Annotated in this window: 22 protein-coding genes; 19 read left to right on the top strand and 3 right to left on the bottom strand. The window is 75.4% G+C overall.

Features of this window, described 5'->3' with window-relative positions:
- Positions 1 to 32 precede the first annotated feature (32 nt).
- Positions 33 to 692 (bottom strand): MBL fold metallo-hydrolase, encoded by a 660-nt coding sequence (locus ACI8AA_RS21775; protein WP_457046456.1) that lies wholly within the window; start codon positions 690 to 692, stop codon positions 33 to 35.
- A 48-nt stretch (positions 693 to 740) separates the two neighbouring features.
- Between ACI8AA_RS21775 and ACI8AA_RS21770 the strand changes: the two genes are divergently transcribed.
- The 3 genes from ACI8AA_RS21770 to ACI8AA_RS21760 all read left to right on the top strand — a co-directional run bounded on the left by ACI8AA_RS21770 (position 741) and on the right by ACI8AA_RS21760 (position 6,013).
- The gene (locus ACI8AA_RS21770) at positions 741 to 2,162 is read left to right on the top strand and encodes an amidase (protein WP_457046455.1); all 1,422 of its coding nucleotides are present in this window, start codon (positions 741 to 743) and stop codon (positions 2,160 to 2,162) included.
- 136 nt (positions 2,163 to 2,298) lie between these two features.
- Entirely contained in the window at positions 2,299 to 5,196 is a 2,898-nt protein-coding gene (gene uvrA, locus ACI8AA_RS21765; RefSeq protein WP_457046454.1) for an excinuclease ABC subunit UvrA, read from the top strand.
- A 10-nt stretch (positions 5,197 to 5,206) separates the two neighbouring features.
- Positions 5,207 to 6,013: an MBL fold metallo-hydrolase gene (locus ACI8AA_RS21760; RefSeq protein WP_457046453.1), complete on the top strand. Its 807-nt coding sequence runs from the start codon at positions 5,207 to 5,209 to the stop codon at positions 6,011 to 6,013.
- A gap of 18 nt (positions 6,014 to 6,031) precedes the next feature.
- Here ACI8AA_RS21760 and ACI8AA_RS21755 read toward each other — a convergent pair whose 3' ends face one another.
- Both ACI8AA_RS21755 and ACI8AA_RS21750 read right to left on the bottom strand, forming a co-directional pair.
- Positions 6,032 to 6,601 carry a copper resistance CopC family protein gene (locus tag ACI8AA_RS21755; protein WP_457046452.1) on the bottom strand — a complete coding sequence of 190 codons (570 nt, stop codon included), beginning with the start codon at positions 6,599 to 6,601 and terminating at the stop codon, positions 6,032 to 6,034.
- Between the two features lie 184 nt (positions 6,602 to 6,785).
- Complete coding sequence (locus tag ACI8AA_RS21750) at positions 6,786 to 7,202, bottom strand: hypothetical protein (protein WP_457046451.1); 417 nt, start codon at positions 7,200 to 7,202, stop codon at positions 6,786 to 6,788.
- 1,605 nt (positions 7,203 to 8,807) lie between these two features.
- Between ACI8AA_RS21750 and ACI8AA_RS21745 the strand changes: the two genes are divergently transcribed.
- From ACI8AA_RS21745 to ACI8AA_RS21670, 16 genes are all read left to right on the top strand, one after another.
- Positions 8,808 to 8,954, top strand: a complete 147-nt coding sequence (locus ACI8AA_RS21745; protein WP_457046450.1) for a hypothetical protein — start codon at positions 8,808 to 8,810, stop codon at positions 8,952 to 8,954.
- 102 nt (positions 8,955 to 9,056) lie between these two features.
- Complete coding sequence (locus ACI8AA_RS21740) at positions 9,057 to 9,491, top strand: helix-turn-helix domain-containing protein (RefSeq protein WP_457046449.1); 435 nt, start codon at positions 9,057 to 9,059, stop codon at positions 9,489 to 9,491.
- Between the two features lie 10 nt (positions 9,492 to 9,501).
- Positions 9,502 to 9,924, top strand: a complete 423-nt coding sequence (locus ACI8AA_RS21735) for a VOC family protein (protein WP_457046448.1) — start codon at positions 9,502 to 9,504, stop codon at positions 9,922 to 9,924.
- Between the two features lie 139 nt (positions 9,925 to 10,063).
- Positions 10,064 to 11,092 carry a Bug family tripartite tricarboxylate transporter substrate binding protein gene (locus ACI8AA_RS21730; protein ID WP_457046447.1) on the top strand — a complete coding sequence of 343 codons (1,029 nt, stop codon included), beginning with the start codon at positions 10,064 to 10,066 and terminating at the stop codon, positions 11,090 to 11,092.
- A 23-nt stretch (positions 11,093 to 11,115) separates the two neighbouring features.
- Complete coding sequence (locus ACI8AA_RS21725; protein ID WP_457046446.1) at positions 11,116 to 11,676, top strand: tripartite tricarboxylate transporter TctB family protein; 561 nt, start codon at positions 11,116 to 11,118, stop codon at positions 11,674 to 11,676.
- Positions 11,676 to 13,244 carry a tripartite tricarboxylate transporter permease gene (locus ACI8AA_RS21720; protein WP_457046445.1) on the top strand — a complete coding sequence of 523 codons (1,569 nt, stop codon included), beginning with the start codon at positions 11,676 to 11,678 and terminating at the stop codon, positions 13,242 to 13,244. The genes ACI8AA_RS21725 and ACI8AA_RS21720 overlap by 1 nt, the downstream gene beginning before the upstream one ends.
- Entirely contained in the window at positions 13,241 to 13,657 is a 417-nt protein-coding gene (locus ACI8AA_RS21715) for a universal stress protein (protein WP_457046444.1), read from the top strand. The genes ACI8AA_RS21720 and ACI8AA_RS21715 overlap by 4 nt, the downstream gene beginning before the upstream one ends.
- An 87-nt stretch (positions 13,658 to 13,744) precedes the next feature.
- The gene (locus ACI8AA_RS21710; protein ID WP_457046443.1) at positions 13,745 to 13,993 is read left to right on the top strand and encodes a hypothetical protein; all 249 of its coding nucleotides are present in this window, start codon (positions 13,745 to 13,747) and stop codon (positions 13,991 to 13,993) included.
- Positions 13,990 to 14,922 carry an alpha/beta fold hydrolase gene (locus ACI8AA_RS21705; protein ID WP_457046442.1) on the top strand — a complete coding sequence of 311 codons (933 nt, stop codon included), beginning with the start codon at positions 13,990 to 13,992 and terminating at the stop codon, positions 14,920 to 14,922. The genes ACI8AA_RS21710 and ACI8AA_RS21705 overlap by 4 nt, the downstream gene beginning before the upstream one ends.
- 69 nt (positions 14,923 to 14,991) lie before the next feature.
- A complete protein-coding gene (uvrC, locus tag ACI8AA_RS21700; RefSeq protein WP_457046441.1) occupies positions 14,992 to 17,064 on the top strand; it encodes an excinuclease ABC subunit UvrC in 2,073 nt (690 codons plus the stop codon).
- On the top strand, positions 17,061 to 18,026 hold the full coding sequence (gene rapZ / locus ACI8AA_RS21695; protein WP_457046440.1) for an RNase adapter RapZ: 966 nt from the start codon (positions 17,061 to 17,063) through the stop codon (positions 18,024 to 18,026). Before uvrC ends, rapZ begins: the two co-directional genes overlap by 4 nt.
- Complete coding sequence (locus ACI8AA_RS21690) at positions 18,026 to 18,991, top strand: gluconeogenesis factor YvcK family protein (RefSeq protein ID WP_457046439.1); 966 nt, start codon at positions 18,026 to 18,028, stop codon at positions 18,989 to 18,991. Before rapZ ends, ACI8AA_RS21690 begins: the two co-directional genes overlap by 1 nt.
- Positions 18,992 to 19,103: 112 nt before the next feature.
- Entirely contained in the window at positions 19,104 to 20,078 is a 975-nt protein-coding gene (gene whiA, locus ACI8AA_RS21685) for a DNA-binding protein WhiA (RefSeq protein ID WP_425454189.1), read from the top strand.
- Between the two features lie 171 nt (positions 20,079 to 20,249).
- Entirely contained in the window at positions 20,250 to 21,923 is a 1,674-nt protein-coding gene (locus ACI8AA_RS21680; protein WP_457046438.1) for a histidine kinase N-terminal 7TM domain-containing diguanylate cyclase, read from the top strand.
- Positions 21,924 to 22,036: 113 nt separating this feature from the next.
- Complete coding sequence (gap, locus tag ACI8AA_RS21675) at positions 22,037 to 23,044, top strand: type I glyceraldehyde-3-phosphate dehydrogenase (RefSeq protein WP_457046437.1); 1,008 nt, start codon at positions 22,037 to 22,039, stop codon at positions 23,042 to 23,044.
- Complete coding sequence (locus ACI8AA_RS21670; protein WP_457046436.1) at positions 23,044 to 24,237, top strand: phosphoglycerate kinase; 1,194 nt, start codon at positions 23,044 to 23,046, stop codon at positions 24,235 to 24,237. The genes gap and ACI8AA_RS21670 overlap by 1 nt, the downstream gene beginning before the upstream one ends.
- The last annotated feature ends 7 nt before the right edge of the window (positions 24,238 to 24,244 follow it).

The following is a 24,244-nucleotide window of genomic DNA, read 5'->3' as shown; positions in this document are numbered from 1 at the left end:
GATGGTCGCACCGGGAGGCGCTCCGCAGCGAGTCACCAGCCGCGGGCGCGCCACTCCGGCAGGGACGGGCGCTCGGCGCCCAGCGTGGTGTCCTGGCCGTGGCCGGGGTAGACCCAGGTGTCGTCGGGCAGGACGGCGAACAGCCGCTGCTCGACGTCGTCGATCAGGCTGGCGAACCGCTCCGGGTCCTGCTGCGTGTTGCCGACGCCGCCGGGGAAGAGGCTGTCGCCGGTGAAGACGTGCGTGCCGGCGCCCTCCGGCCCCCGCCAGACCAGCGCGACGCTGCCCGGCGTGTGCCCGCGCAGGTGCACCACCTCCAGCACCTGCTCGCCGACCGCGACGGTGTCGCCGTGCGCGACCGTCCGGTCGACCGGGACGGGCAGGTCGCCGGCGTCGGCGGCGTGCGCCACCGTCTGCGCCCCGGTGGCCGCGACGACGTCGGGCAGCGCGCGGTGGTGGTCCCAGTGCCCGTGCGTGGTGACGACGGTGCGCAGGTCGGCGTCGCCGATCAGGGCGCGCAGGGTGTCGGGTTCGGCGGCCGCGTCGACGAGCAGCGCCTGCCCGGTGGCGGTGTCCCGCAGCAGGTAGGCGTTGTTCGCCATCTCGCTGACGGCGACCTTGCTGATCGTGAGCCCGGGCAGCTCCCGCACGTCGGCCGGGCCGCCCACCTCGACGTCGCCGGTGTAGGTCATCGGGCCTCCGTTCGAGAACTGTCGGCGACCGCGGTTACGGTCGCCCGCATGGACGCTAGCGGAGCTCCGGGCGGCGCCCGGCTCGTCGGCCTGCCCGCCTCCGTCCTCGCCGCGCGGGTGCGCGCGGGCGAGGTGTCCGCGGTCGAGGTGGTGCGCGCGCACCTGGCCCACCTCGCCGACGTCGAGCCCCGGATCGGCGCGTTCCGCGTGGTCCGCGCCGAGGAGGCGCTGGCCGAGGCGGCCGCGGTCGACGCCGACCCGCGCCGGGCCACGCTGCCGCTGGCCGGCGTCCCGGTGGCGGTCAAGGACAACGTCGGCGTCGCCGGGGAGACGGTGACCGACGGCTGCTCCGCGGCCTCCCTCGCCGACGCCGACCACGAGGTCGTCGCCCGGTTGCGCGCCGCGGGCGCCGTCGTCGTCGGGATCACCCGGGTCCCGGAGCTGTGCCTCTACGCCGCCACCGACGGGCCGGGCACCGTCACCCGCAACCCCTGGGACACCGCGCTGTCCCCGGCCGGGAGCTCCGGCGGCAGCGCCGCCGCGGTCGCCGCGGGCGCGGTCCCGCTGGCGCACGGCAACGACGGGATGGGCTCCCTGCGGCTGCCGGCGGCCGCGTGCGGCCTGGTCACCCTCAAGCCCGGGCGCGGCGTGCTGCCCGGCGGCATCGGCGCCGACGACTGGTCGGGCATGGCGGTCAACGGCGTGCTCGCCACCACGGTCGAGGACGTCGCGCTGGGCACCGCGGTCCTGGCGGGGGAGGACCCCGGCCTGGACTGGTCGGCGCCCGACCCGGGGCGGCCGCTGCGGATCGCCGCGGGCCGGCGCTCCCCGCTGCCGTGGGCCCGTCCCGACGCCGCCGCCCGAGGGGCGGTCGAGCGCACGGCGCGACTGCTGCGCGGCGCCGGGCACGTCGTCGTCGAGCGGGACGCGGTGGTCCCGTGGGGAGCCGCCTTCGGCGCGACCGCCCGCTGGCTGGCCGGCGCGGAGGACGACGCCGCGGCGCTCGGGCTCGACCGCGCGGCGCTGCAGCCCCGCAGCCGCACGCACGCCCGGCTCGGGCGGCTGGCCCGCCGGGCCGGCCTCGTGCGGCCGGCGACCGCCGAGCGGTTCCGGGAGCGGACGGCGGCGTTCTTCGCGGACGGCGACCTCGACGTGCTGCTGACCCCGATCACCAACGGCCCGCCGCTGCCGGCGCGGCCGTGGCACGAGCGCGGGTTCCTGGCGAACTTCGACGCCAACAACCGGTGGGCCCCGTGGGCCTGGCCGTGGAACCTGGCCGGGGTCCCGGCGGTCGTGCTGCCCGTCGGGACGCGCGAGGAGGGGGTGCCGCTGGCGGTCCAGCTGGTGGGCTCCCCGGGTAGCGAGACGCGACTACTCTGGCTGGCCGGAGAGCTGGAGCGACGCGCGCCCTGGCGCCGTCACGCCCCGGTGTTCGACCCCGCCGGAGCGCCGTCCCCAGCTCCCGTCTGAGCACCCCCACCCGGCGGCAACGTCGCCGTCGTCACGGATTGCCCGCGGTCGGTGACGGCGTTGTCCGTATCGACATCTCGACACCCCTCCGCGGCCCGGCGAGACCGGCCGGCCCGGCTGACCGACAGGGATCACTTTGGACCGTCTCGTCGTCCGCGGCGCCCGTGAGCACAACCTCAAGGACGTCCACATCGACCTGCCCCGCGACGCCCTGATCGTCTTCACCGGGCTGTCCGGGTCGGGCAAGTCGAGCCTGGCCTTCGACACGATCTTCGCCGAGGGCCAGCGGCGCTACGTCGAGTCGCTGTCGGCCTACGCCCGCCAGTTCCTCGGCCAGATGGACAAGCCCGACGTCGACTTCATCGAGGGCCTGTCGCCCGCGGTGTCGATCGACCAGAAGTCGACCAACCGCAACCCGCGGTCGACCGTCGGCACCATCACCGAGGTCTACGACTACCTCCGGCTGCTCTACGCCCGCGCCGGCCAGCCGCACTGCCCCAACTGCGGCAAGCCGATCGCCCGGCAGACGCCGCAGCAGATCGTCGACCAGGTGCTCGCCATGGAGGAGGGCACCCGCTTCCAGGTGCTCGCCCCGGTCGTGCGGGCGCGCAAGGGCGAGTACGTCGACCTGTTCAGCTCGCTGCAGACGCAGGGCTTCTCCCGCGTCCGGGTCGACGGCGTGGTGCACCCGCTGACCGAGCCGCCGAAGCTCAAGAAGCAGGAGAAGCACACGATCGAGGTGATCGTCGACCGGCTGACGGTGAAGGAGAGCGCCAAGCGCCGCCTCACCGACTCGGTCGAGACCGCGCTCGGCCTCGCCGGCGGCCTCGTCGTCCTCGACTTCGTCGACCTGCCCGAGGACGACCCGGAGCGCGAGCGGACCTTCTCCGAGCACCTGGCCTGCGTCGACGACGGCCTGTCGTTCGAGGCGCTCGAGCCGCGCTCGTTCTCGTTCAACTCGCCGTTCGGCGCCTGCCCGGAGTGCACCGGCATCGGGACGCGCAAGGAGGTCGACCCCGACCTCGTCGTCCCCGACCCGGAGAAGAGCCTGGCGCAGGGCGCGATCGCCCCGTGGGCCGGCTCGATGAGCAACGAGTACTTCCAGCGGCTGCTGTCCGGGCTGGCCGACCAGCTCGGCTTCTCCATGGACACCCCGTGGGAGAAGCTCCCGGCGAAGGTGCAGAAGGCCGTCCTGCACGGCTCTCCGGACCAGGTGCACGTCCGCTACAGGAACCGCTACGGCCGCGAGCGCAGCTACTACGCCGCGTTCGAGGGCGTGCTGCCGTTCCTCGAGCGCCGGCACGAGGACACCGACAGCGACTACATGCGGGACAAGTACGAGGGCTACATGCGCGACGTGCCCTGTCCCGTCTGCCACGGCACCCGGCTCAAGCCCGAGATCCTCGCGGTCAAGCTCAACGGCCGCTCGATCGCCGAGGTGACCGGCCTGTCGATCGGCGAGGCCTCCGACTGGCTGGGCGCCCTCGAGCTGGGCGAGCGGGAGCGTGCGATCGCCGACCGCGTGCTCAAGGAGATCCAGGCGCGGCTGTCGTTCCTCGTGGACGTCGGCCTGGACTACCTGTCCCTCGACCGGCCGGCGGCGACGCTGGCCGGTGGCGAGGCGCAGCGGATCCGGCTGGCCACGCAGATCGGCTCCGGCCTGGTGGGCGTCCTGTACGTGCTCGACGAGCCGTCGATCGGGCTGCACCAGCGGGACAACACCCGGCTGATCGAGACGCTGGTCCGGCTGCGGGACATGGGCAACACGCTCATCGTCGTCGAGCACGACGAGGACACGATCAAGACCGCCGACTGGGTGGTCGACATCGGCCCGGGCGCCGGCGAGCACGGCGGCGAGGTGATCGTCAGCGGCACCGTCGAGGAGCTGCTCGCCAGCGAGGAGTCGCTGACCGGGCAGTACCTGTCGGGCCGGAAGGAGATCACCGTGCCGAAGGTGCGGCGGCAGCCGCAGCCCGGTCGCGAGCTGGTGGTCAAGGGCGCCCGGGAGCACAACCTCAAGGGCGTCGACGTCACGTTCCCGCTGGGCATGCTGGTGGGCGTCACCGGGGTGTCCGGCTCGGGCAAGTCCAGCCTGGTCAACGACATCCTCTACACGGTCCTGGCCAACGAGCTGAACCGGGCGCGGATGGTGCCGGGCCGGCACCGGACGGTCACCGGGCTCGAGCACCTGGACAAGGTGGTGCACGTCGACCAGTCGCCGATCGGCCGGACCCCGCGGTCCAACCCGGCCACCTACACCGGCGTGTGGGACCAGGTCCGCAAGCTGTTCGCGCAGACGTCGGAGGCGAAGATCCGCGGCTACCAGCCGGGGCGGTTCTCCTTCAACGTCAAGGGCGGGCGCTGCGAGGCGTGCTCCGGCGACGGCACCCTCAAGATCGAGATGAACTTCCTGCCGGACGTCTACGTCCCGTGCGAGGTGTGCAAGGGCGCCCGGTTCAACCGGGAGACGCTCGAGGTGCACTACAAGGGCAAGACGGTCGCCGAGGTCCTCGACATGCCGATCGAGGAGGCCGCGGACTTCTTCGCCGCGATCCCGGCGATCTCGCGGTACCTGCGCACGCTGACCGACGTCGGCCTGGGCTACGTGCGGCTCGGCCAGCCGGCGACGACGCTGTCCGGCGGCGAGGCGCAGCGGGTGAAGCTGGCCAGCGAGTTGCAGAAGCGGTCCAACGGCCGCAGCGTGTACGTCCTCGACGAGCCGACCACCGGCCTGCACTTCGAGGACATCCGCAAGCTGCTGCAGGTGCTGCAGGGGCTGGTCGAGAAGGGCAACTCGGTCATCGTCATCGAGCACAACCTCGACGTGATCAAGAGCGCCGACTGGCTGATCGACATGGGGCCCGAGGGCGGGTTCCGCGGCGGCACGGTCGTGGCCGAGGGGCCGCCGGAGTTCGTCGCGTCGGTGCCCGAGTCGCACACCGGCCGGTACCTGGTACCGCTGCTGGACGCCGCCGCGATCGAGGCGGCGGCCGCCGGCCCGAAGAAGCGGGCCACGCGCAAGCGCGCGAGCTGAGCGGGACCGGGTGCGCGTCGGGGACGTGCGGGTCGACGCCGTCGCGGACGGGACGTTCGTCGCCCGCCGGAGCTACTTCGGCGGGGACGTCCCGCCCGGCGCGCACCCGGAGCTGTTCGACCGGGACGACGCGGCGTGGCTGCCGATCGGCTGCTTCGTCGTCCGCACCGGCGGCCGGGTCGTCCTGGTCGACGCCGGGATGGGCCCGGAGGCGCAGACGCTGCCGGACCGGATGCTGCTGGTCGGCGGGCAGCTGCCGACCGGCCTGCGGGCGCTCGGCGTGCACCCGGACGACGTGACCGACGTCGTGTGCACGCACCTGCACGCCGACCACGTCGGCTGGCTGTTCGGGCCCGACGGGGAGCCGGTGTTCCCCGGAGCGACGATCTGGTTCGGCGCCGCCGACGGCGCCCACTTCGTCGACGGGCCGGGGGAGATGGCCGCGCACGTCCGCACCGGCTTCCGCCGCTGGGCCGGGACCGGGCGGCTGCGTCCGCTCGCCGGGGACGCCACCGTGACCCCCGGGGTCGACGCCGTGCTGACGCCCGGGCACACGCCGGGGCACCTGGCCGTGTCGGTGACCTCCGGCGACGAGCGCCTGGTGCTGCTCGGCGACGCCATCACCTGCCCGGTGCAGCTGGCCGAGCCGGGGTGGCGGTCGATGGGGGACGTCGACGCCGCCCTCGCCGACCGCACCCGCCGGCGGCTGTGGCGGGAGCTGGGGGAGGAGGGGACCTCCGGTGTGGGCGCCCACTTCCCGCAGCTCGCGCGCGGCCGGGTGACCCGCGCGGGCCGGCGCTGGGAGCAGGCGGACTGAGACCGGCCCCGCCGCGCCTCAGCGGCGTCCGCGCCGGGCGAGGAGCCTGGCGGCCAGGACGGTCGTGAGCGCGACGGCCACGAGGACGGGCACCGCCCGGGCCGCTGCGCCGCCGTCGTCGGGGGTGGACGCCGTGCCGGTGCCGGCCGGCTCGGCGGCGGTGGGCGGCGGGGTGCTCCCGGCCGGCGCGAGTCCGGACGGCGACGCCGCGGGTGCGTGGTAGAAGACGAAGGCGCCGCGCTGCCGGTGGCCGTCGTCGGAGACCGCGGACCAGGTGACGGCGTGCCGGCCCGCTGCGGTGAGGGCGACGGGTGCGGCCAGCACGGCGCCGTCGAGCACCACCGGGCCGGCGCCGACGGACGCGCCGTCCGGCCCGGTGACCGCCACCTCGCCGCCCGCGGGCCGGGCCGCGAAGGTCAGGGTGACCGCCTGCGGGGTCGTCCTCACGGTGCTGTCGGCCACCGGCTCGGTGGCGAGCAGCAGCGGGTGCGCCGACGCGGTGCCGGGCGCGGCCAGCGCGAGGCCGAGGACCAGCAGCGCCGTGAGGAGCAGGTGCGGCGGTGTCGTGGGTCCGCGGACGGTCGGCACGAGGGCCTCGGGGCGCCGCTACGTCCAGTCGTGGGTGATGACCCGACCGGCCTGGACGGCGGGCAGGTCCTGCGCCGTTGTCGACTCCGTGTCCCCCATGGTCGCTCGCCACTCGGGCCGGTGCACGGCAGGTCGGCCGTGGATGGCGTGCGCCCGTCATCGTGTCCGCGGGCTCCGGGACCGGTCAACGTCCCGGGTCCCTGAGCCGGTGCGCCTCAGTAGGGCGGTGGGGTGGTGACGGCGGTGAGGCCGGTGGGGGTGGTGACGGTGAGGGTGCCGTCGGGCGTGAGGTCGTGCCGCCAGCCGGGGCCTGGTGCTTGCCGCGGTGGTGGCCGGCGCAGTAGCCGGCGAGGTTGTGCGCGGCGGTGGGTCCGGCCGGCCAGGGGACGGCGTGGTCGAGGTGGCCGGTGCGGCGGCGGCAGCCGGGGAACCGGCAGCGCCGGTCGCGGGCCCGGGCGTGCCGGTCGAGTGCCGTGGCGGGGTGGTAGCCGGCGGTGGGGCCGGGGACGGTGAGGCCGGTGCCGGTGGTGTCCGCGCGGTGCAGGGCCGGTAGGTCGGTGAGGGTGAGCAGCGCGCCGGTGAGGGCGTCGGTGAGGACCAAGCGGGGCCGGTCGGCCAGCCCGCCGCCGGCGGTGCGCCGGAGAGGTCGGCGAGCGCCTCCCGCGCGGCGTCGGTCGCGGCGGCGAGGGCGGTCAGGGCGTCGGGTGCGGCGGTGATCCGCCCGGCGGGGCTGTCGGCCCGGGCGGTCTCGTCGGCGGTGTCGGCGCGCTCGGCGGTGGCGACCATCCGGGCGGCATGGCCCAGTGTCCGCTGGGCGGTGAGCAGGGCGGTGCCGGCGTCGTCGACGGCGCAGTCGGCGCGCGCCCACCAGCCGTCAGGCTCCTCGCCCGGCGCTGACCCGTCGTCCGGCGGTGGACCGGGCTCGGTTGAGCCCTCGCCGATCGCCCACCGCGCCCCCACCTCGGTGAGATCGACCAGGGGTGGGTGCCCGCCGGCCAGTTCCTCGACCAGCACCCGGCGCACCGTGTCGATCCACCACCGGACGAAGTCCGGATCGAGCTGCCCGTCCCCGGTGCCCGCGCACAGCGGAGGCGCCGGTGGAGCCTCGGTGTCGGAGCCGATCGGGCCGTCGGAACCGGTGGGCGCGCTGTCGACCGCGGTGGTGCTGGTTGCGGCGGTGTTGGTTGCGGTGTCGGCGACCGGGGCGCTGGCGTCCGGGATGTTGTCAACCGGGGTGTCGACGGCCGCTGGGCCCCGGGCGTGGTGGTCACGCGCGAGGAGCCGGTGAGCGCGGTGCGCACGGCGCGGACCACATCCGCGGGCACCACCTGCCCGTCGATCTCGCACGGCTGGTCGCCGCCCAGCAGTGCCCCCACCGGCGCCACGACGTCCAGGCGCACCTGCACCGGCGGCAAGCCCGGTCTCCCCGGGACGCAGCACCAGGTCGAGCAGGCGCCCAGCTGCGCCGGCGTGGTCACCCGCCCCGCCATCCACCTCAGCAGGTCGGCCTCCAGCGCGGCGCGCACCGCGTCGTCGGCGATCGGTGCGACCTGGTCCAGCAGCGGCCACAGGTGCCCCGGGTGCAGCATCCCCGCCTCCAGCGCCGCCAGCGTGGCCGGCAGCCGGTGCACCAGGGTCAGCGACCGCTCCAACAGCGCGTGCGCCGCCTCCGCGGACAACGACAGCGCCACCGCCAGCTCCTGCGTCGCCCACGCGCTCACCGGCCGCAGCACCTCCGGCCGCGCCGCCCACCGCTCCGCCGACATCGCCCCCAGCGCACCCAGCGCACCCAGCGCACCCTGCGGACGATCCACCGAGGCCGGCCGGGAGGCCGCGAACGCCGCCACCGCCCGCGCCCGCAGCGCCGTCGGCCGGGCGATCTCCCGGTCCGCGGCCTGCACCGCACCCAGCGGCCCGGACGACAGCCCGGCCGGCGCGGCGGCACCACCGGCACCGGAGCGGTCAGCACGTCGTCCACGCGTTCGATCCATACGTTCGACGACCGACCGGACAAGCGGTTGACCTGCGAGGACGACGCCCACGGTAACAAGACGGCATCGTCCGAGGCGCGGCCGGATGTGATCCGGGGCACGCTGGGGTCGTGATTACTGACCGAACAGTCAGTGCGGCCGGCGCGAGCCTCCTGTGCGGCCGGCCGCGGTCCTGCTGGCCCCCACGGATGAGCCCGGGCGGGGAGGCGGGGCTCGTGCACGCCGTCGAGGTGCACCGCAGCGCGGAGGAGTTGACGGGGGAGAACGAGGTGGCTCTCTGCGGGGCGATCGTGCAGGTGCTCGACGCCCCGTGGCGCGTGGCGGACGACCCCTGCCCGCGGTGCCGCCGGCTCGTGGGGTGAGCGGGTGGCCCGAACCCCCCCCGTGGCCCTGGACCGCCCTCCGCGGAGTGACGTCCCGCCGTCGTGCGTCAGGATCCCGTCGAGCCCTGGGATGCTGCCTGGGTGAGCCGGGCCAGCGAGGACTCCAACCGGCGCATGCTGCGGGCGCGGGACGAGATGGACCGCTCCTACGGGGAACCGCTGGACGTCCCGGCGCTCGCCCGCATCGCGCACGTCTCCGAGGCGCACTTCATCCGCACCTTCAAGGAGACCTTCGGCGAGACGCCGCACCGGTACCTGCAGCGCCGCCGGGTGGAGCGGGCGATGTTCCTGCTGCGCAGCACCGACCGCACGGTCACCGACGTCTGCATGGCCGTCGGCTTCTCCAGCCTCGGCACGTTCAGCCGGGTGTTCACCGAGGTCGTGGGGGAGCCGCCGAGCGTCTACCGGCGGCGCGGGCCGCTGGCGCCGGTGCCCTCCTGCTTCGGCATGCGCTGGCTGCGGCCCAGCGAGAAGACAGCAGTTCCGGAGAAGCCCGCCGACGGCGCCCGCCCCTAGCGTCGTCGGCATGTTGACCTCCATCTCGATCACCTCCCTCTACGTCCTCGACCAGGACCAGGCGCTGGACTTCTACGTCGGCAAGCTGGGCTTCGAGGTCCAGACCGACCAGCAGTTCGGGCCGATGCGCTTCCTCACCGTGGTCCTGCCCAGCGACCCCGGCCACGCGGTGCTGCTGGAGCGGCCCGCCCCGCCGTCGGTGAGCCCGGAGATCGCCGACACGGTGCGCGACCTGGTCACCAAGGGCGCCGGCGGCGGCCACCTGTTCCTCACCACCGACGACGCGCACAAGACCCACGCCGCGCTCAAGGAGCGGGGCGTCGACCTGCCGGAGGAGCCGGTGGTGCAGCCCTACGGCATCGACTTCGGCTTCCGCGACCCGTTCGGCAACTCCGTCCGCATCGCCCAGATGACCCCGCCGCCCTCGGCGTGACCCCGCCGGCCGGGTCCGCCGGGACCGCGTCGCCGTCCCGGGCCCGGCCGTCACGGAGCCGACCGCGCAACCCGCACGTCGGGGTCCGCCGGCTCGACCGCGCGTTGGACCGCGCCTCCGGCCGGGTCTAGCGTCCGGTGTGACCGACGTCACCACCGAGGGGAGGCCGTCGGTGCCCCTGAGCCGGAGGTCCTTCCTCGCGGGGACGGTGGCCGTGCCGGCGCTGGCGGCCGCGGCCGGGGCGGTCACCGGATGCGCCGGGACGGTCGTCCAGCCCGGCGACCTCTCCCGGCTGCGGCTGATGGCGCCGGCCAGCCCCGGCGGCGGGTGGGACACCACGGCGCGGGTCTTCCAGCGGGTCGTGCAGACCAGCGGCCTGGCCCGCAACGTGCAGGTCTTCAACGTCGAGGGCGCCGGCGGCACCATCGGCCTCGGCCAGCTCGCCCGGGAGACCGACGACGCGCTGCTCATGATGATGGGCCTGGTCATGGTCGGCGCCGTGGACACCAACGACTCCACCACCCGGCTGTCCGACGTCACCCCGATCGCCCGGCTCATCGGCGAGACCGAGCTCATCGTCGCCCCGGCCGAGGCGCCCTACACCGACATCGCCGGCTTCGTGGAGGCGTGGGCCGCCGACCCGGCCGGCACCCCCATCGCCGGCGGCTCGGCCGGCGGCACCGACCAGATCCTCGCCGGATTGCTCGCCGAGGCCGCCGGCATCGACCCCGCGCAGGTCAACTACATCGCCTACTCCGGCGGCGGCGAGTCGCTGGCCGCGCTGCTCGGCAACCAGGTGGCCGCCGGCATCTCCGGCCCCACCGACTACGGCGAGCAGGTCCGCACCGGCGACCTGATCGGCCTCGCGGTGTCCACGGCCGAGCGGTCGGAGCAGGTGCCCGACGTCCCGACGCTGGTCGAGTCCGGCTTCGACGTCGAGGTCTCCAACTGGCGCGGCCTCATGGCCCGGCCGGGGATGTCGGCGAAGGCGCGCGAGGACCTCACGCAGCTCGTCGTCGACGTCCACGACACGCCCGAGTGGGCCGAGGCGGTCGAGACCAACGGCTGGGACGACCTGCTGCTCACCGGCGACGAGTACGGCGACTTCCTGGCCGACGAGGAGGAGCGGGTGCGCGCGATCCTCGAGCAGATCGGGCTCGTGCAGTGAGCGGCGGCTCGCCGGACCCGGACGTGTCCACCGCCGACGCCACCGGCACGCACGACGCCGCGGAGTCCCGGCACCCCGCCCCACCACCGACGGGCGTCAGCCGCGGCGAGCTGGCGATGGTGGTGCTGCTGGGCGCGCTCGGGCTCTACCTGGTCCTCGACGCCGCGAGCATCGCCGTCCCCGGCTCGGCGAACACCATCGGCCCGCGGTTCTTCCCCTACCTGGTCGGCGGGGTGGTCCTGGCCACCGCCCTGGCGCTGGGCTTCCGCGTGCTCAAGGGGGACCGCGGGCCCTCCGACGAGAGCGAGGACGTCGACCCCGACGCCCCGACGTCGTGGTCCGCGGTGGGCATCATCGCCGTCGCCTTCCTCGGGCACGCGCTGCTCATCAACGTCATCGGCTGGCCGCTGGCGGTCACGCTCATGTTCGCGCTCGTCGCCTGGGCCCTCGGCGCCCGCGGCATCGTGCGGCCGCTGCTCGCGGGCGGGGTGCTCTCGGTCGTCGTCTGGATCGTGTTCGTCAAGGGCCTCGGCGTCGCGCTGCCCGGCGGCACCCTCCTCGAGCTGGCGACGGGCTGGTTCTGATGGGCGCGCTCGCGGACCTGGCCGCCGGCTTCGCCGACGCGCTCACCCCGGTCAACCTGCTGTTCGCGCTGCTCGGCGTGCTGCTCGGCACCGCCGTCGGCGTGCTGCCGGGCATCGGCCCGGCCATGACCGTGGCGTTGCTGCTGCCGGTCACCTACGCGTTGGAGCCGACGACGGCGTTCATCATGTTCGCCGGCATCTACTACGGCGGCATGTACGGCGGGTCGACGACGTCGATCCTGCTCAACACCCCCGGCGAGTCCAGCTCCATCATGACCGCGCTCGAGGGCAACCGGATGGCCAAGGCCGGCCGCGGCGCCGCCGCGCTGGCCACCGCGGCGATCGGGTCGTTCGTCGCCGGCACGATCGCCACCCTGCTGCTGGCGCTGGTCGCGCCGACCGTCGTCGACCTGGCCATCGGCATCACCCCGGCCGACTACTTCGCCCTCGCCGTGCTGGCCTTCGTCGCGGTGGCCACCGTGCTCGGCGCCTCGCCGCTGCGCGGGCTGGCCTCCCTCGGCGTCGGCCTCTACCTCGGGCTGGTCGGCACCGACGTGCTCACCGGGCAGGAGAGGTTCACCCTCGGCGTCCCGCAGCTGACCGACGGGGTCGACGTCGTCGTGGTGGCGGTCGCGCTGTTCGCCGTCGGGGAGGCGCTCTACGTCGCCTCCCGGCTGCGCCGCGGGCCGGTGCAGGTGATGGCCGCCTCCGGGCCCTGGCTCACCCGCCGCGACCTGCGCCGCTCGGTCGGCCCGTGGCTGCGCGGGACGGCGCTGGGCTTCCCGCTCGGCGCGCTGCCGGCCGGCGGCGCGGAGATCCCGACGTTCCTGTCCTACGCGGCCGAGCGGAAGCTCACGAAGCACCCGGAGGAGTTCGGCCGCGGCGCGATCGAGGGCGTCGCCGGGCCGGAGGCGGCCAACAACGCCGCGGCCGCCGGCGTGCTCGTCCCGCTGCTCACCCTCGGCCTGCCCACCTCGGCCACCGCGGCGATCATCCTGGCCGCCTTCCAGGGCTACGGCATCCAGCCCGGCCCGACGCTGCTGTCCACCGAGTCCTCGCTGGTCTGGACGCTGATCGCCGCGCTCCTCATCGGGAACGTCATGCTGCTGGTGCTCAACCTGCCGCTGGCCCGGGTGTGGGTGCAGCTGCTGCGCGTCCCGCGGCCCTACCTCTACGCCGGGATCCTGCTGTTCGCCTCGCTCGGCTGCTACGCGGTCAACGCCGACCCGCTGGACCTGGTCCTGCTGCTGGTCCTCGGCCTGCTGGGCTTCGCGATGCGCCGCTACGGCTGGCCGGTCGCACCCGCGGTCATCGGGCTGATCCTCGGCCCGGTCGCCGAGACCAACCTGCGGCGCGCGCTGGCGATCAGCAGCGGCGACCTCGGCGTGCTGGTCGAGACCTGGTTCAGCCGGGTCGTGCTGTTCCTGGCGCTGCTCGCGCTCGTGCTGCCGGTGGTGCTGCGCGCGGTGCGCGGCCGCCGCTCCACCCCGGAGGAACTGCAGGCGGGAGAGGGGCTGCGGCACCACGAGCGCGTCGGTGCGCCCGCCGACGGGGAGGAGGAGCGGTGAGCCGGCAACCGGTGGTCGTCGTCGGGCACGTGCCCACCCCGCGCGGGGAGGCGGCGCTCGAGCACGCGCTGGCCGAGGCGCACCGCCGCGGCGCCCGGCTGGTCGTCGTCAACAGCAGCCGCGGCGACGCGCTGGTCGACGAGGAGTACCTGCAGGGCGCCCCGCTGCGCCGGCTGCAGGACGAGCTCACCGTCTCCGGCCTGCCCGTCGAGCTGCGCCAGCCGATCGGCCGCGACGTCGCCGAGGAGCTCGCCGACGCCGTCTCCGAGACCGGCGCGGAGCTGCTGGTCATCGGCCTGCGCCGGCGCAGCGCCGTCGGGAAGCTGCTGATGGGCAGCGCGGCCCAGCGGATCCTGCTCTCCGTGGACTGCCCGATCCTCACCGTGAAGGGGCCGCCCGCGGCGACGGCTTGAACGCCGGGCGTCACTGCGCTTATCGTCTGTGTGACGGACGTCACGCCGTGGGGCGGCGTGGCGGGGCCCTCGATGGAGGAGTCGCCCATGAGCGCGCTCACGCCCGACTGCGATCCCGACCTGGCGCACTGCGGTCAGCCCCGGCCCAGTGACGGGATCCGCTCCACGCTGGTGCTCGTCGCGCTCGTGACCGTCGCGGCCCTCGCCGTCAGCGGCGAGGCCGTCCCGGGTGCGGTCGCGGTCGTCGCCGGCGGTGTCGGGCTGGTCGCGGCGCTCCTGCTGGGCACCCGCGCCGTCCGCCTGGGCCGGCGCGCCGTCGCGGCGGTGCACCCATGACCCTGTCCGCCGACCCCACCCTCGTCCCCGCCGCCGACGGCACGCGGCTTTCCGAGCGCCGCTGGATCCCCGACGGCGAGGTGCGCGCGGTCGTGCAGGTCGTGCACGGGCTCTCCGAGCACGCCGGCCGCTACGGCCGCCTGGCCGCCGCGCTCACCGCCCGCGGGTTCGCCGTCGCCGCCCAGGACCAGCGCGGGCACGGGCTCACCGCGCGGTCGACCGGTCCCGGCCGGTTCGGCGACCCCGCCGCCGGACACGCCGCGGGCAGCGACGCCGTCCTCGACGACGTCCGCGAGCTCGGCCGCCGGCTGGCCGCCGACCACCCCGGCGTCCCCTACGTCCTGCTCGGCCACTCGCTCGGCTCGGCGGTCGCGCTGGCCTCGGCCGAGCGGGACGGCGACGGGCTGGCCGGGCTGGTCCTGTCCGGGCCGATCGGCGTGGCCCCCCACTTCGCCGCGACGGCGCAGCAGCTCGAGGCCGCGGTCGCCGGCGGGGCGGGCGACGAGCCGATGGAGGCCCTCGCCGCCTTCAACGCACCGTTCGAGCCGGCCCGCACGCCCTACGACTGGCTGACCCGCGACCCGGCCGAGGTCGACGCCTACCTCGCCGACCCGCTGTGCGGCGACGACGTCCCGCCCACCCGCCGCTACGGCGCCGGGATGTTCGCCCTCGTCGCCCGCGCCGCGACCCCCGAGGCCGTCGCCGGGCTGCCGGACGGCCTGCCGGTGCTGCTGCTGTCCGGGCAGCGCGACCCGGTCGGCGGCGAGGACGCCGCCCAGGTGACCGCGCTCGCCGGCCTGCTGCGCGACCGCGGCCTGCCCGTCGGGCAGCACGTCTACCCCGACGCCCGCCACGAGGTGTTCAACGAGACCAACCGCGACGAGGTGACCGCCGACCTGCTCGCCTGGCTGGAGTCGCGGGTGGGCTGAACCACACGGATGTGGTTCCCCGCGACCGAGGGTGAGCAGACCGTCGGCCGCGCCACCTACTGTGGGTGCGTGCCCGACCCGTCCACGTACCGCCCGGCGGTCGGCTCCATCCCCGAGTCGCCGGGGGTCTACAAGTTCCGCGACCCCACGGGCCGCGTCGTCTACGTCGGCAAGGCCAAGAGCCTGCGCCAGCGGCTGAACAGCTACTTCGCCGACGTCGCGGGCCTGCACCCGCGCACCCGGCAGATGGTCACGACGGCGGCGAGCGTCGAGTGGACCGTCGTCGGCACCGAGGTCGAGGCCCTCCAGCTCGAGTACAACTGGATCAAGGAGTTCGACCCGCGGTTCAACGTCCGGTACCGCGACGACAAGAGCTACCCGTCGCTGGCCGTGACCCTCAACGAGGAGTACCCGCGGCTGCAGGTGATGCGCGGGCCGAAGAAGAAGGGCGTCCGCTACTTCGGCCCCTACGCGCACGCCTGGGCCATCCGCGAGACCCTCGACACGCTCACCCGCGTCTTCCCCGCCCGCACCTGCTCCAACGGCGTGTTCAAGCGGGCCGGGCAGATCGGCCGGCCGTGCCTGCTCGGCTACATCGGCAAGTGCTCCGCGCCCTGCGTGGGCCGGGTCAGCGCCGAGGAGCACCGGGCGATCGTCGACGACTTCTGCGACTTCATGGCCGGCCGCACCGACCTCATGGTCAGGCGCCTCGAGCGCGAGATGGCCGAGGCCGCCGAGGCGATGGAGTACGAGAAGGCCGCCCGGCTGCGCGACGACCTCGGCGCGCTCAAGCGGGCGATGGAGAAGCAGGCCGTCGTCCTCGGCGACGGCACCGACGCCGACGTCGTCGCCTTCGCGCAGGACGAGCTCGAGGCCGCCGTCCAGGTCTTCCACGTCCGCGGCGGCCGGGTGCGCGGCCAGCGCGGCTGGATCATCGACAAGGTCGAGGAGGTCACCACCGGCGAGCTGGTGGAGCAGTTCCTCCTCCAGGTCTACGGCGGCGTCGACGAGCAGACCGGCTCCTTCGAGGCGGGCGAGTCGGTGCCCAGGGAGGTGCTCGTCCCCGAGCTGCCCGACGACGCCGACGTCTACGAGGAGCTGCTCAGCGAGCTGCGCGGCTCGAGGGTGTCCCTGCGCGTGCCGCAGCGCGGCGACAAGCGCAGCCTGCTGGAGACCGTCGAGCGCAACGCGAAGGAGGCCTTCGCCCGGCACCGGGTGAAGCGCTCCAGCGACCTCACCGCCCGCTCGCTGGCGCTGGCGGAGCTGCAGGAGGCGCTCGAGCTGCCCGAGGCGCCGCTGCGCATCGAGTGCATCGACATCAGCCACGTGCAGCAGACCAACGTGGTCGCCTCGATGGTGGTGTTCGAGGACGGGCTGGCGAAGAAGTCCGACTACCGGCGCTTCGCCGTGCACGAGGGCACCGACGACACCGCGGCGATGGCCGAGGTGGTCCGCCGCCGCTTCGCCCGGCACCTCAAGGAGGAGGCCGACCGGCGCGACGAGCAGGGCGTCGCCGCGGAGGAGGGCCGGCCTCGCCGGTTCGCCTACCCGCCGAACCTGCTGGTCGTCGACGGCGGCGCTCCGCAGGTCGCCGCGGCGGCGCGGTCCCTGGACGAGCTGGGCATCGTCGACGTCGCCGTCTGCGGGCTGGCCAAGCGCATGGAGGAGGTGTGGCTGCCCGGGGAGAGCGACCCGGTGATCCTGCCGCGCACCTCCGAGGCGCTGTACCTGCTGCAGCGGGTGCGGGACGAGGCCCACCGGTTCGCCATCACCTACCACCGGCAGAAGCGTTCGGTCAGCATGCTGGTCTCCCTGTTGGACGACGTCCCCGGTCTCGGGGAGACGCGGCGGAAGGCGCTGATGAAGCAGTTCGGGTCCCTCAAGCGGCTGCGCGCGGCCACGGTGGAGGAGCTGACGGCCGTCCCCGGCATCGGCCGCCGGACGGCGGAGGCGGTCATGGCCGCCGTCGCGGAGCCCGCCGCCGACCGTCCCGCGGGGGAGGACGCGGCCGCGGAGGCCGGTGCGGAGACCGTCGCGGAGACCGTCGTGGAGAGCACCACGGCACCCAGCGGGCCGGCGGAGCGGGGCACCCCCCGCACCGGGGCCGGGGAGACCGCCGAGGTCGGCCGGGTCGCCTCGTGAGCGCCGGTCAGGACGCGGGGACGGCGCCGGTGCCGTCCCCGGAGGGCCAGCACGGGCCGCACGCCGACGTCCCCGCCGGGCTGGACCCGGCGAGCACCGAGACCCCGCCGGTCGAGGTCGTCGTCGTCACCGGGCTCTCCGGCGCGGGCAAGAACACCGCCGGCCGGGTGCTCGAGGACCTCGGCTGGTACGTCGTGGAGAACCTGCCGCCGGCGCTGCTGCTGCCGATGGTCGAGCTCGGCGCCCGCGGCGACGTGCGCCGCTTCGCCGCCGTCGTCGACGTCCGCAGCCGGGCCTTCTCCAGCGACCTGCAGGAGGCCATCCGGGTGCTCGCCGAGGCCGGCCACCGCCCCCGGGTGGTGTTCGTGCACGCCCGCGACGAGGTGCTGGTGCGCCGCTACGAGTCCAACCGGCGGGAGCACCCGCTGCAGGGCTCCGGGCGCCCCCTCGACGGCATCACCGCCGAGCGCACGCTGCTGACCGGCATCGCCGGCGAGGCCGACCTGTGGGTGGACACCAGCGACCTCAACGTGCACCAGCTGCGCGCCACGCTGGAGAACGCCTTCGCCCGCGAGGGCCGCACGCCGCCGCTGACGGCGACCGTGCTCAGCTTCGGCTTCAAGTACGGGCTGCCGCTGGACGCCGACCTCGTCGTCGACGCCCGGTTCCTGCCCAACCCGCACTGGCTGCCCGAGCTGCGCCCGCACACCGGGCAGGACGCCGACGTCCGCGACTACGTGCTCGGCCAGTCCGACGCCGGGCCGTTCCTCGACCGCTACACCGAGGTCCTGCGGCTGCTCATCCCCGGCTACCGGCGCGAGGGCAAGCGCTACCTGACGCTGGCGGTCGGCTGCACCGGCGGCAAGCACCGCAGCGTCGCCATCGCCGAGGAGTTCGCCCGCCGGCTGCGCGCCGAGGGCACCGACGCGGTCGCGCGCCACCGCGACCTGGGCCGCGAGTAGTGGGCGCCCCGTCCCCGGGCGCCGCGCCGCGGGTCGTCGCCCTCGGCGGCGGCCACGGGCTGGCGGCGGCGCTGGGCGCCTGGCGGCGGATCACGCCCGACCTCACCGCCGTCGTCACGGTCGCCGACGACGGCGGCTCGTCCGGCCGCATCCGCCGCGAGATGCCGGTGCTGCCGCCCGGCGACCTGCGGATGGCGCTGGCCGCGCTGGCCGGCGAGGACCACGGCCGGCAGGAGATGGCCCGGCTGCTGCAGCACCGCCTCGGCGGCACCGGCGTGCTGGCCGGGCACCCCGTCGGCAACCTGCTGCTCATTGGGCTGGTCGAGCTGCACGGCGGCGACACCGTGCGCGCCCTCGACGCGGTCTGCCAGCTGGTCGGCGCGTGCGGCCGGGTGCTGCCGATGGCCGACGTGCCGCTGGACCTCGTCGCCCGGGTGGAGACCGTCGACCCCGACGACCCCGCGCGCACCCGCACCATCCGCGGGCAGGTCGCCATCGCGTCCACCCCGGGCCGGGTGCGCGACATCCTCGTGTCGCCGCCGGACCCGCCGGTGCACCCCGACGTCCTCGAGGCGATCGCCGCGGCCGACGTCGTGTCGCTGGGCCCCGGCTCCTGGTACACCTCGGTGCTGCCGCACCTGCTGGTGCCGCGGCTGCGCGCCGCGCTGGCCGCCACCCGCGCCCGGGTGGTCGTCGTCCTCAACCTGGAGCCGCAGCCGGGGGAGACCGACGGCTTCTCGCCGGAGGAGCACCTCCGCGTGCTGCAGGGGCACCTGGGCGGTGTGGCGCTGCACACCGTGGTCGCGGATGCGGAATCGGTGGTTGACCGCTGTGGTCTCCTGTCAGCGGTGCGCGAGTGTGGCGCCGAGCTGGTCCTGGCTCCGGTCGCCGCGCCCGACGGATCACCACGCCACGACCCCGCGCGGCTGGCGGCCGCACTGAGCTCGGTGGTCGAGGCGCGGTGAGCGGGAACGGTCCCAGCCGGAGCACCGGGAGCGGGGGTGCCCGGACGGTACGAGGGGGAGAGGTGACGCCGAGGATGGCGCCGCAGCAGAGCAGGGGGTGGTCGTCGTGGCGATGACGGCCATGGTCAAGGACGAGCTGTCGCGGGTGGAGTGCACGCGCACCTCCGAGCGCAAGGCCGAGGTGACGGCGCTGCTGCGCTTCTCCGGCGGCCTGCACATTGTGGGCGGCCGGGTGGTCATCGAGGCCGAGCTGGACACCGGCTCGGTCGCGCGCCGGCTGCGCCGGGACATCAGCGAGGTCTACGGCTACACGAGCGGGGTCAGCGTGCTCGCCGGCGGCAACATCCGCCGCGGCGTGCGCTACCTCGTCCGGATCGCCAAGCACGGCGAGGGCCTGGCCCGCCAGACCGGGCTGGTCGACCAGCGCGGGCGCCCGGTGCGCGGCCTGCCGCCGTCGGTGGTCTCCGGCAGCATCAACGACGCCGAGGCCGCCTGGCGGGGCGCCTTCCTCGCGCACGGCTCGCTCACCGAGCCCGGCCGCTCCTCGTCGCTCGAGGTGACCTGCCCCGGCCCGGAGGCGGCCATGGCCCTGGTCGGCGCGGCCCGCCGGCTGGGCATCGCCGCCAAGGCCCGCGAGGTCCGCGGCGCCGACCGGGTCGTCGTCCGCGACGGCGACGCGATCAGCGCGCTGCTCACCCGCATGGGCGCCCACGACGCGGTCCTGGCCTGGGAGGAGCGGCGGATGCGCCGCGAGGTCCGGGCCACCGCCAACCGGCTGGCCAACTTCGACGACGCCAACCTGCGCCGCTCGGCCCGCGCCGCGGTCGCGGCCAGCGCGCGCGTCGAGCGGGCGCTGGAGATCCTCGCGGGCGACGCCCCCGAGCACCTGCTCGTCGCCGGCCGGCTGCGCCTGGAGCACGGCCAGGCCTCGCTGGAGGAGCTCGGCCAGCGCGCCGACCCGCCGATGACCAAGGACGCCGTCGCCGGCCGCATAAGGCGTCTGCTGGCCATGGCCGACAAGCGGGCCAAGGACCTCGGCATCCCCGACACCGAGTCGGTGGTCACCGAGGACATGCTGGCCCAGTAACGCCCGCGGCACCGACGACGACGGGGCGCCCTCCGCTCGCGCGGGGGGCGCCCCGTCGCCGTCACCCCCGGGGGTGACGGCCGCGCCGCGCCGCTGCAGGCCGCGCCCCCCGCCGCCGATGCGGCGGGGGAGAGGGCGCCGTCCGCGCGCCCGGTGCGGAGCGGAGGCGGCATGACCGCGGGGAGCTGGGCCGTCGTCTTCGGCTGTGCCGCGCTGGTCGCCGTCGGCACCGCCGTCCTGGCCTGGCGCCGGCGGCGGCGCACCCCCGCGGCCACCGCGCTCGCGGTCACCATGGCCGGCGTCACCACCTGGTCGGCCGCCGACGGGGTCGTCTACCTGGCCGGCAGCGAGCCGGTCCAGCGCGTCTACGTCCCCCTGCTCATGGCCGCCGTCGGGCTGGTGGTCGTGGGCACCTGGGTGCTGGCCCGCACCGTCGCCGACCCCTCGTGGCGGCTCTCGCCGCGCGCCGCGGCGCTGCTGGCGGTCGAGCCGGTCCTGCTGGTCCTGACCGGGGCGTTCCCGGCCACCCGCGACCTGGTGATGACCGACATGGTCACCGGCACCGCCGGCGCCGAGTCCCGGGTGACGTTCGGGCCGCTGTTCCTGGCCCACACCGCCTACTCCTACGCGCTGATCGGCGTGGCCTACGCCGTCCTCGCCCGCCGCTGGCTGCGCGTCGCCGGCGTCTTCCGCCGCCAGATCGGCATCCTGCTCGGCTCGGCGTTCCTGTCCACGGTCGGCAACGTGGTCGCCGTCGGGTCCCAGCTCGACGGGCACGGCACCGACGTCACCCCGCTGTTCTTCCTGCTCACCGGGCTCGTCGACTGCTGGGCGATCTTCCGCGGCGGCCTGCTGCGGCTGGTCCCGGTCGCCCGCGAGCAGGTCGTGGAGACCGTCCCCGACGCCGTGCTGGTCGTCGACCCCGACGGCGTCCTCATCGACTGCAACCCCGCCGCCACCCGGATGCTGCGGGAGCTGCGCCCCGACCTCGACGGCGACCTGGTCGGCCGGCCCCTCCACGACGTCGCCGGCCCCCGCGCGGTCGGGGTGCTGCTCAGCACCGAGCGCCGCGACGGCCACCGCGTCGCCGAGGTCCGGCCCGGCGTGTGGCTCGACGTGCGCGACTCCGCCGTCGCCGACCCCCGCGGCCGCGCGCTGGGCCGCATCCTCGTGGTGCGCGACGTGAGCGAGCAGCAGCGGCGGCAGCTCGCCGTCGAGCGGCTCAACCGGCAGCTGGCCGAGCAGGTGGAGGTCATCGAGCGGCTGCGCGCGGTCGTCGCCGAGGAGGCCGTCCGCGACCCGCTCACCGGCCTGCACAACCGCCGGCACCTCGACCGGGTGCTGGAGGCCGACCTGGCCCGCCGGCCGCGCACCGGGCAGCTGTCGCTGCTCGTCGTCGACGTCGACCACTTCAAGGCCGTCAACGACCGCTTCGGGCACGCCTCCGGCGACCGGGTGCTCCTCGGCGTCGCCGGGACGCTCGCCGCCGCCGTCCGCGAGGGCGACACGGCCGCGCGGCTGGGCGGCGAGGAGTTCGTCGTGGTCCTCCCCGGTGCCGGGCGGGAGCAGGCGCTGGCCCGCGCCGAGCAGGTCCGCCGCGAGGTCGCCGCCACCAGCCACCTGCTCGACGGCGAGGACGTCGCCGTCACCGTGAGCGTCGGCGTCGCCGTCTGCCCGGCCGACGGCACCTCGGCGGCCGCCCTGCTCGAGGCCGCCGACCGCGCCCTGTACACCGCCAAGGCCACCGGCCGCGACCGCGTGGTCGCCGCCGCGCCGGCCGCCGGCCCCGCGCTGCCCGCGCCGGCCCCGCCGGGTGACCTCCCGGAGCTCGTGGCCGGGGCCTGACCTCACCCGGACGGGCCCCGCCCCGGTGCCGATAGGGTCGTCGCCGATCGAGGCCGCGCGCCGTGCGGCCGACCGGGGCGACGAGCGTCGCCGGGGACACATGGAGGTCAGTCGTGACCGTACGCGTGGGCATCAACGGGTTCGGCCGGATCGGGCGCAACTTCTGGCGTGCCGCCGCGGCCAGCGGCAAGGACATCGAGATCGTGGCGGTCAACGACCTGACCAGCCCCGAGGTCCTGGCCCACCTGCTCAAGTACGACAGCATCCTGGGGGTGCTGGGTGAGGAGGTCGCCGCCTCCGACGGCGGCATCGACATCGCCGGCAAGACGATGAAGGTCCTGTCCGAGCGCGACCCGGCCGCGCTGCCGTGGGGCGACCTCGGCGTCGACGTCGTCGTGGAGTCCACCGGCTTCTTCACCAAGGCCGACGACGCCCGCAAGCACGTGGACAAGGGCGGCGCGAAGAAGGTCGTCATCTCGGCGCCGGCCACCGGCGACGACCTGACCATCGTCATGGGCGTCAACCACGAGAAGTACGACGGCACCCAGACGATCATCAGCAACGCGTCCTGCACCACGAACTGCCTGGCCCCGCTCGCCAAGGTGCTCAACGACGCGTTCGGCATCGAGCGCGGCCTGATGACGACGATCCACGCCTACACCGCCGACCAGAACCTGCAGGACGGCCCGCACAAGGACCTGCGCCGCGCCCGCGCCGCCGCGCTCAACATGGTCCCCACCTCGACCGGCGCCGCCAAGGCGATCGGCCTGGTGCTGCCCGAGCTGCAGGGCAAGCTCGACGGCTACGCCGTCCGCGTCCCGGTGCCCACCGGCTCGGCCACCGACCTCACCGTCCAGCTGACCCGCGAGGCCTCGGCCGACGACATCGACGCCGCCTACCGCGAGGCCGCCGAGTCCGGCCCGCTGGCCGGGGTCCTCAAGTACACGTCGGCGCCGATCGTCTCCTCCGACATCGTCACCGACCCGGCCTCGTGCATCTACGACGCCAAGCTGACCAAGGTCTTCGGCCCGATGGCCAAGGTCCTCGGCTGGTACGACAACGAGTGGGGCTACTCCAACCGGCTGGTCGACTCCGTCGAGCTCGTCGGCAACTCGCTCTGATGCGGTCCCTCGACGACCTGCTCGCCGAGGGGGTGTCGGGCCGGCGCGTGCTCCTGCGCGCCGACCTGAACGTCCCCCTCGACAAGCAGACCCGGGCCATCACCGACGACGGCCGGATCCGGGCGAGCCTGCCGACGATCGCGGCGCTGCGCGACGCCGGCGCCCGCGTCGTCGTCGCGGCGCACCTGGGCCGGCCCCAGGGGGCGCCCGACCCGCAGTACTCGCTGGCCCCGGTCGCCGCGCGGCTCGGTGAGCTGCTCGGCGCCGAGGTCCCGCTGGCCGCCGACGTCGCCGGCGACGACGCCCGCGCCCGGGCCGGCGCGCTCGGCGACGGCGACGTCCTGCTGCTGGAGAACGTCCGCTTCGAGGCGGCCGAGACCAGCAAGGACGACGCCGAGCGTGGCGAGCTGGCCGACCGGCTCGCCGCGCTGGCCGACGTCTACGTCGACGACGCGTTCGGCGCCGTGCACCGCAGGCACGCGTCGGTGTTCGACGTCGCCCAGCGGCTGCCGCACGTGGCCGGCCGGCTGGTGGCCACCGAGCTCGACGTGCTGCAGCGGCTGACCACCGACCCCGACCGGCCCTACGTCGTGGTGCTCGGCGGCTCGAAGGTCAGCGACAAGCTCGCCGTCATCGAGGCGCTGCTGCCCAAGGTGGACCGGCTGCTCGTCGGCGGCGGGATGTGCTTCACCTTCCTGGCCGCCCAGGGTCACGGGGTGGGCACGTCCCTGCTGGAGGCCGACCAGGTCGACACCTGCCGCCGGCTGCTGGCCGAGGCGGGGGACCGGATCGTGCTGCCGGTCGACGTCGTCGTCGCGCCGGAGTTCAGCGCCGACGTGGACACCGTCGTCGTCGCGGCCGAGCAGATCCCCGACGGCCAGATGGGCCTCGACGTCGGCCCGCGCACCGTCGAGGCGTTCGGCCGCGAGCTGGCCGGCGCCCGCACGGTGTTCTGGAACGGCCCGATGGGCGTGTTCGAGCTGGCGCCCTTCCAGGCCGGCACCCGCGGCGTGGCCGAGGCCGTGGCCGCCGTCGACGGGCTGTCGGTGGTCGGCGGCGGCGACTCCGCGGCCGCGGTCCGCCAGCTCGGCCTCGACGAGGCCGCCTACGGGCACATCAGCACCGGCGGCGGCGCGTCGCTGGAGTACCTCGAGGGCCGGGAGCTGCCGGGCCTCGCGGTGCTCGCGGACTGAGAGGGGC

The organism is Geodermatophilus sp. SYSU D01180 (genome assembly GCF_054050415.1).
This window is presented reverse-complemented; position numbering and strand designations above follow the sequence as displayed.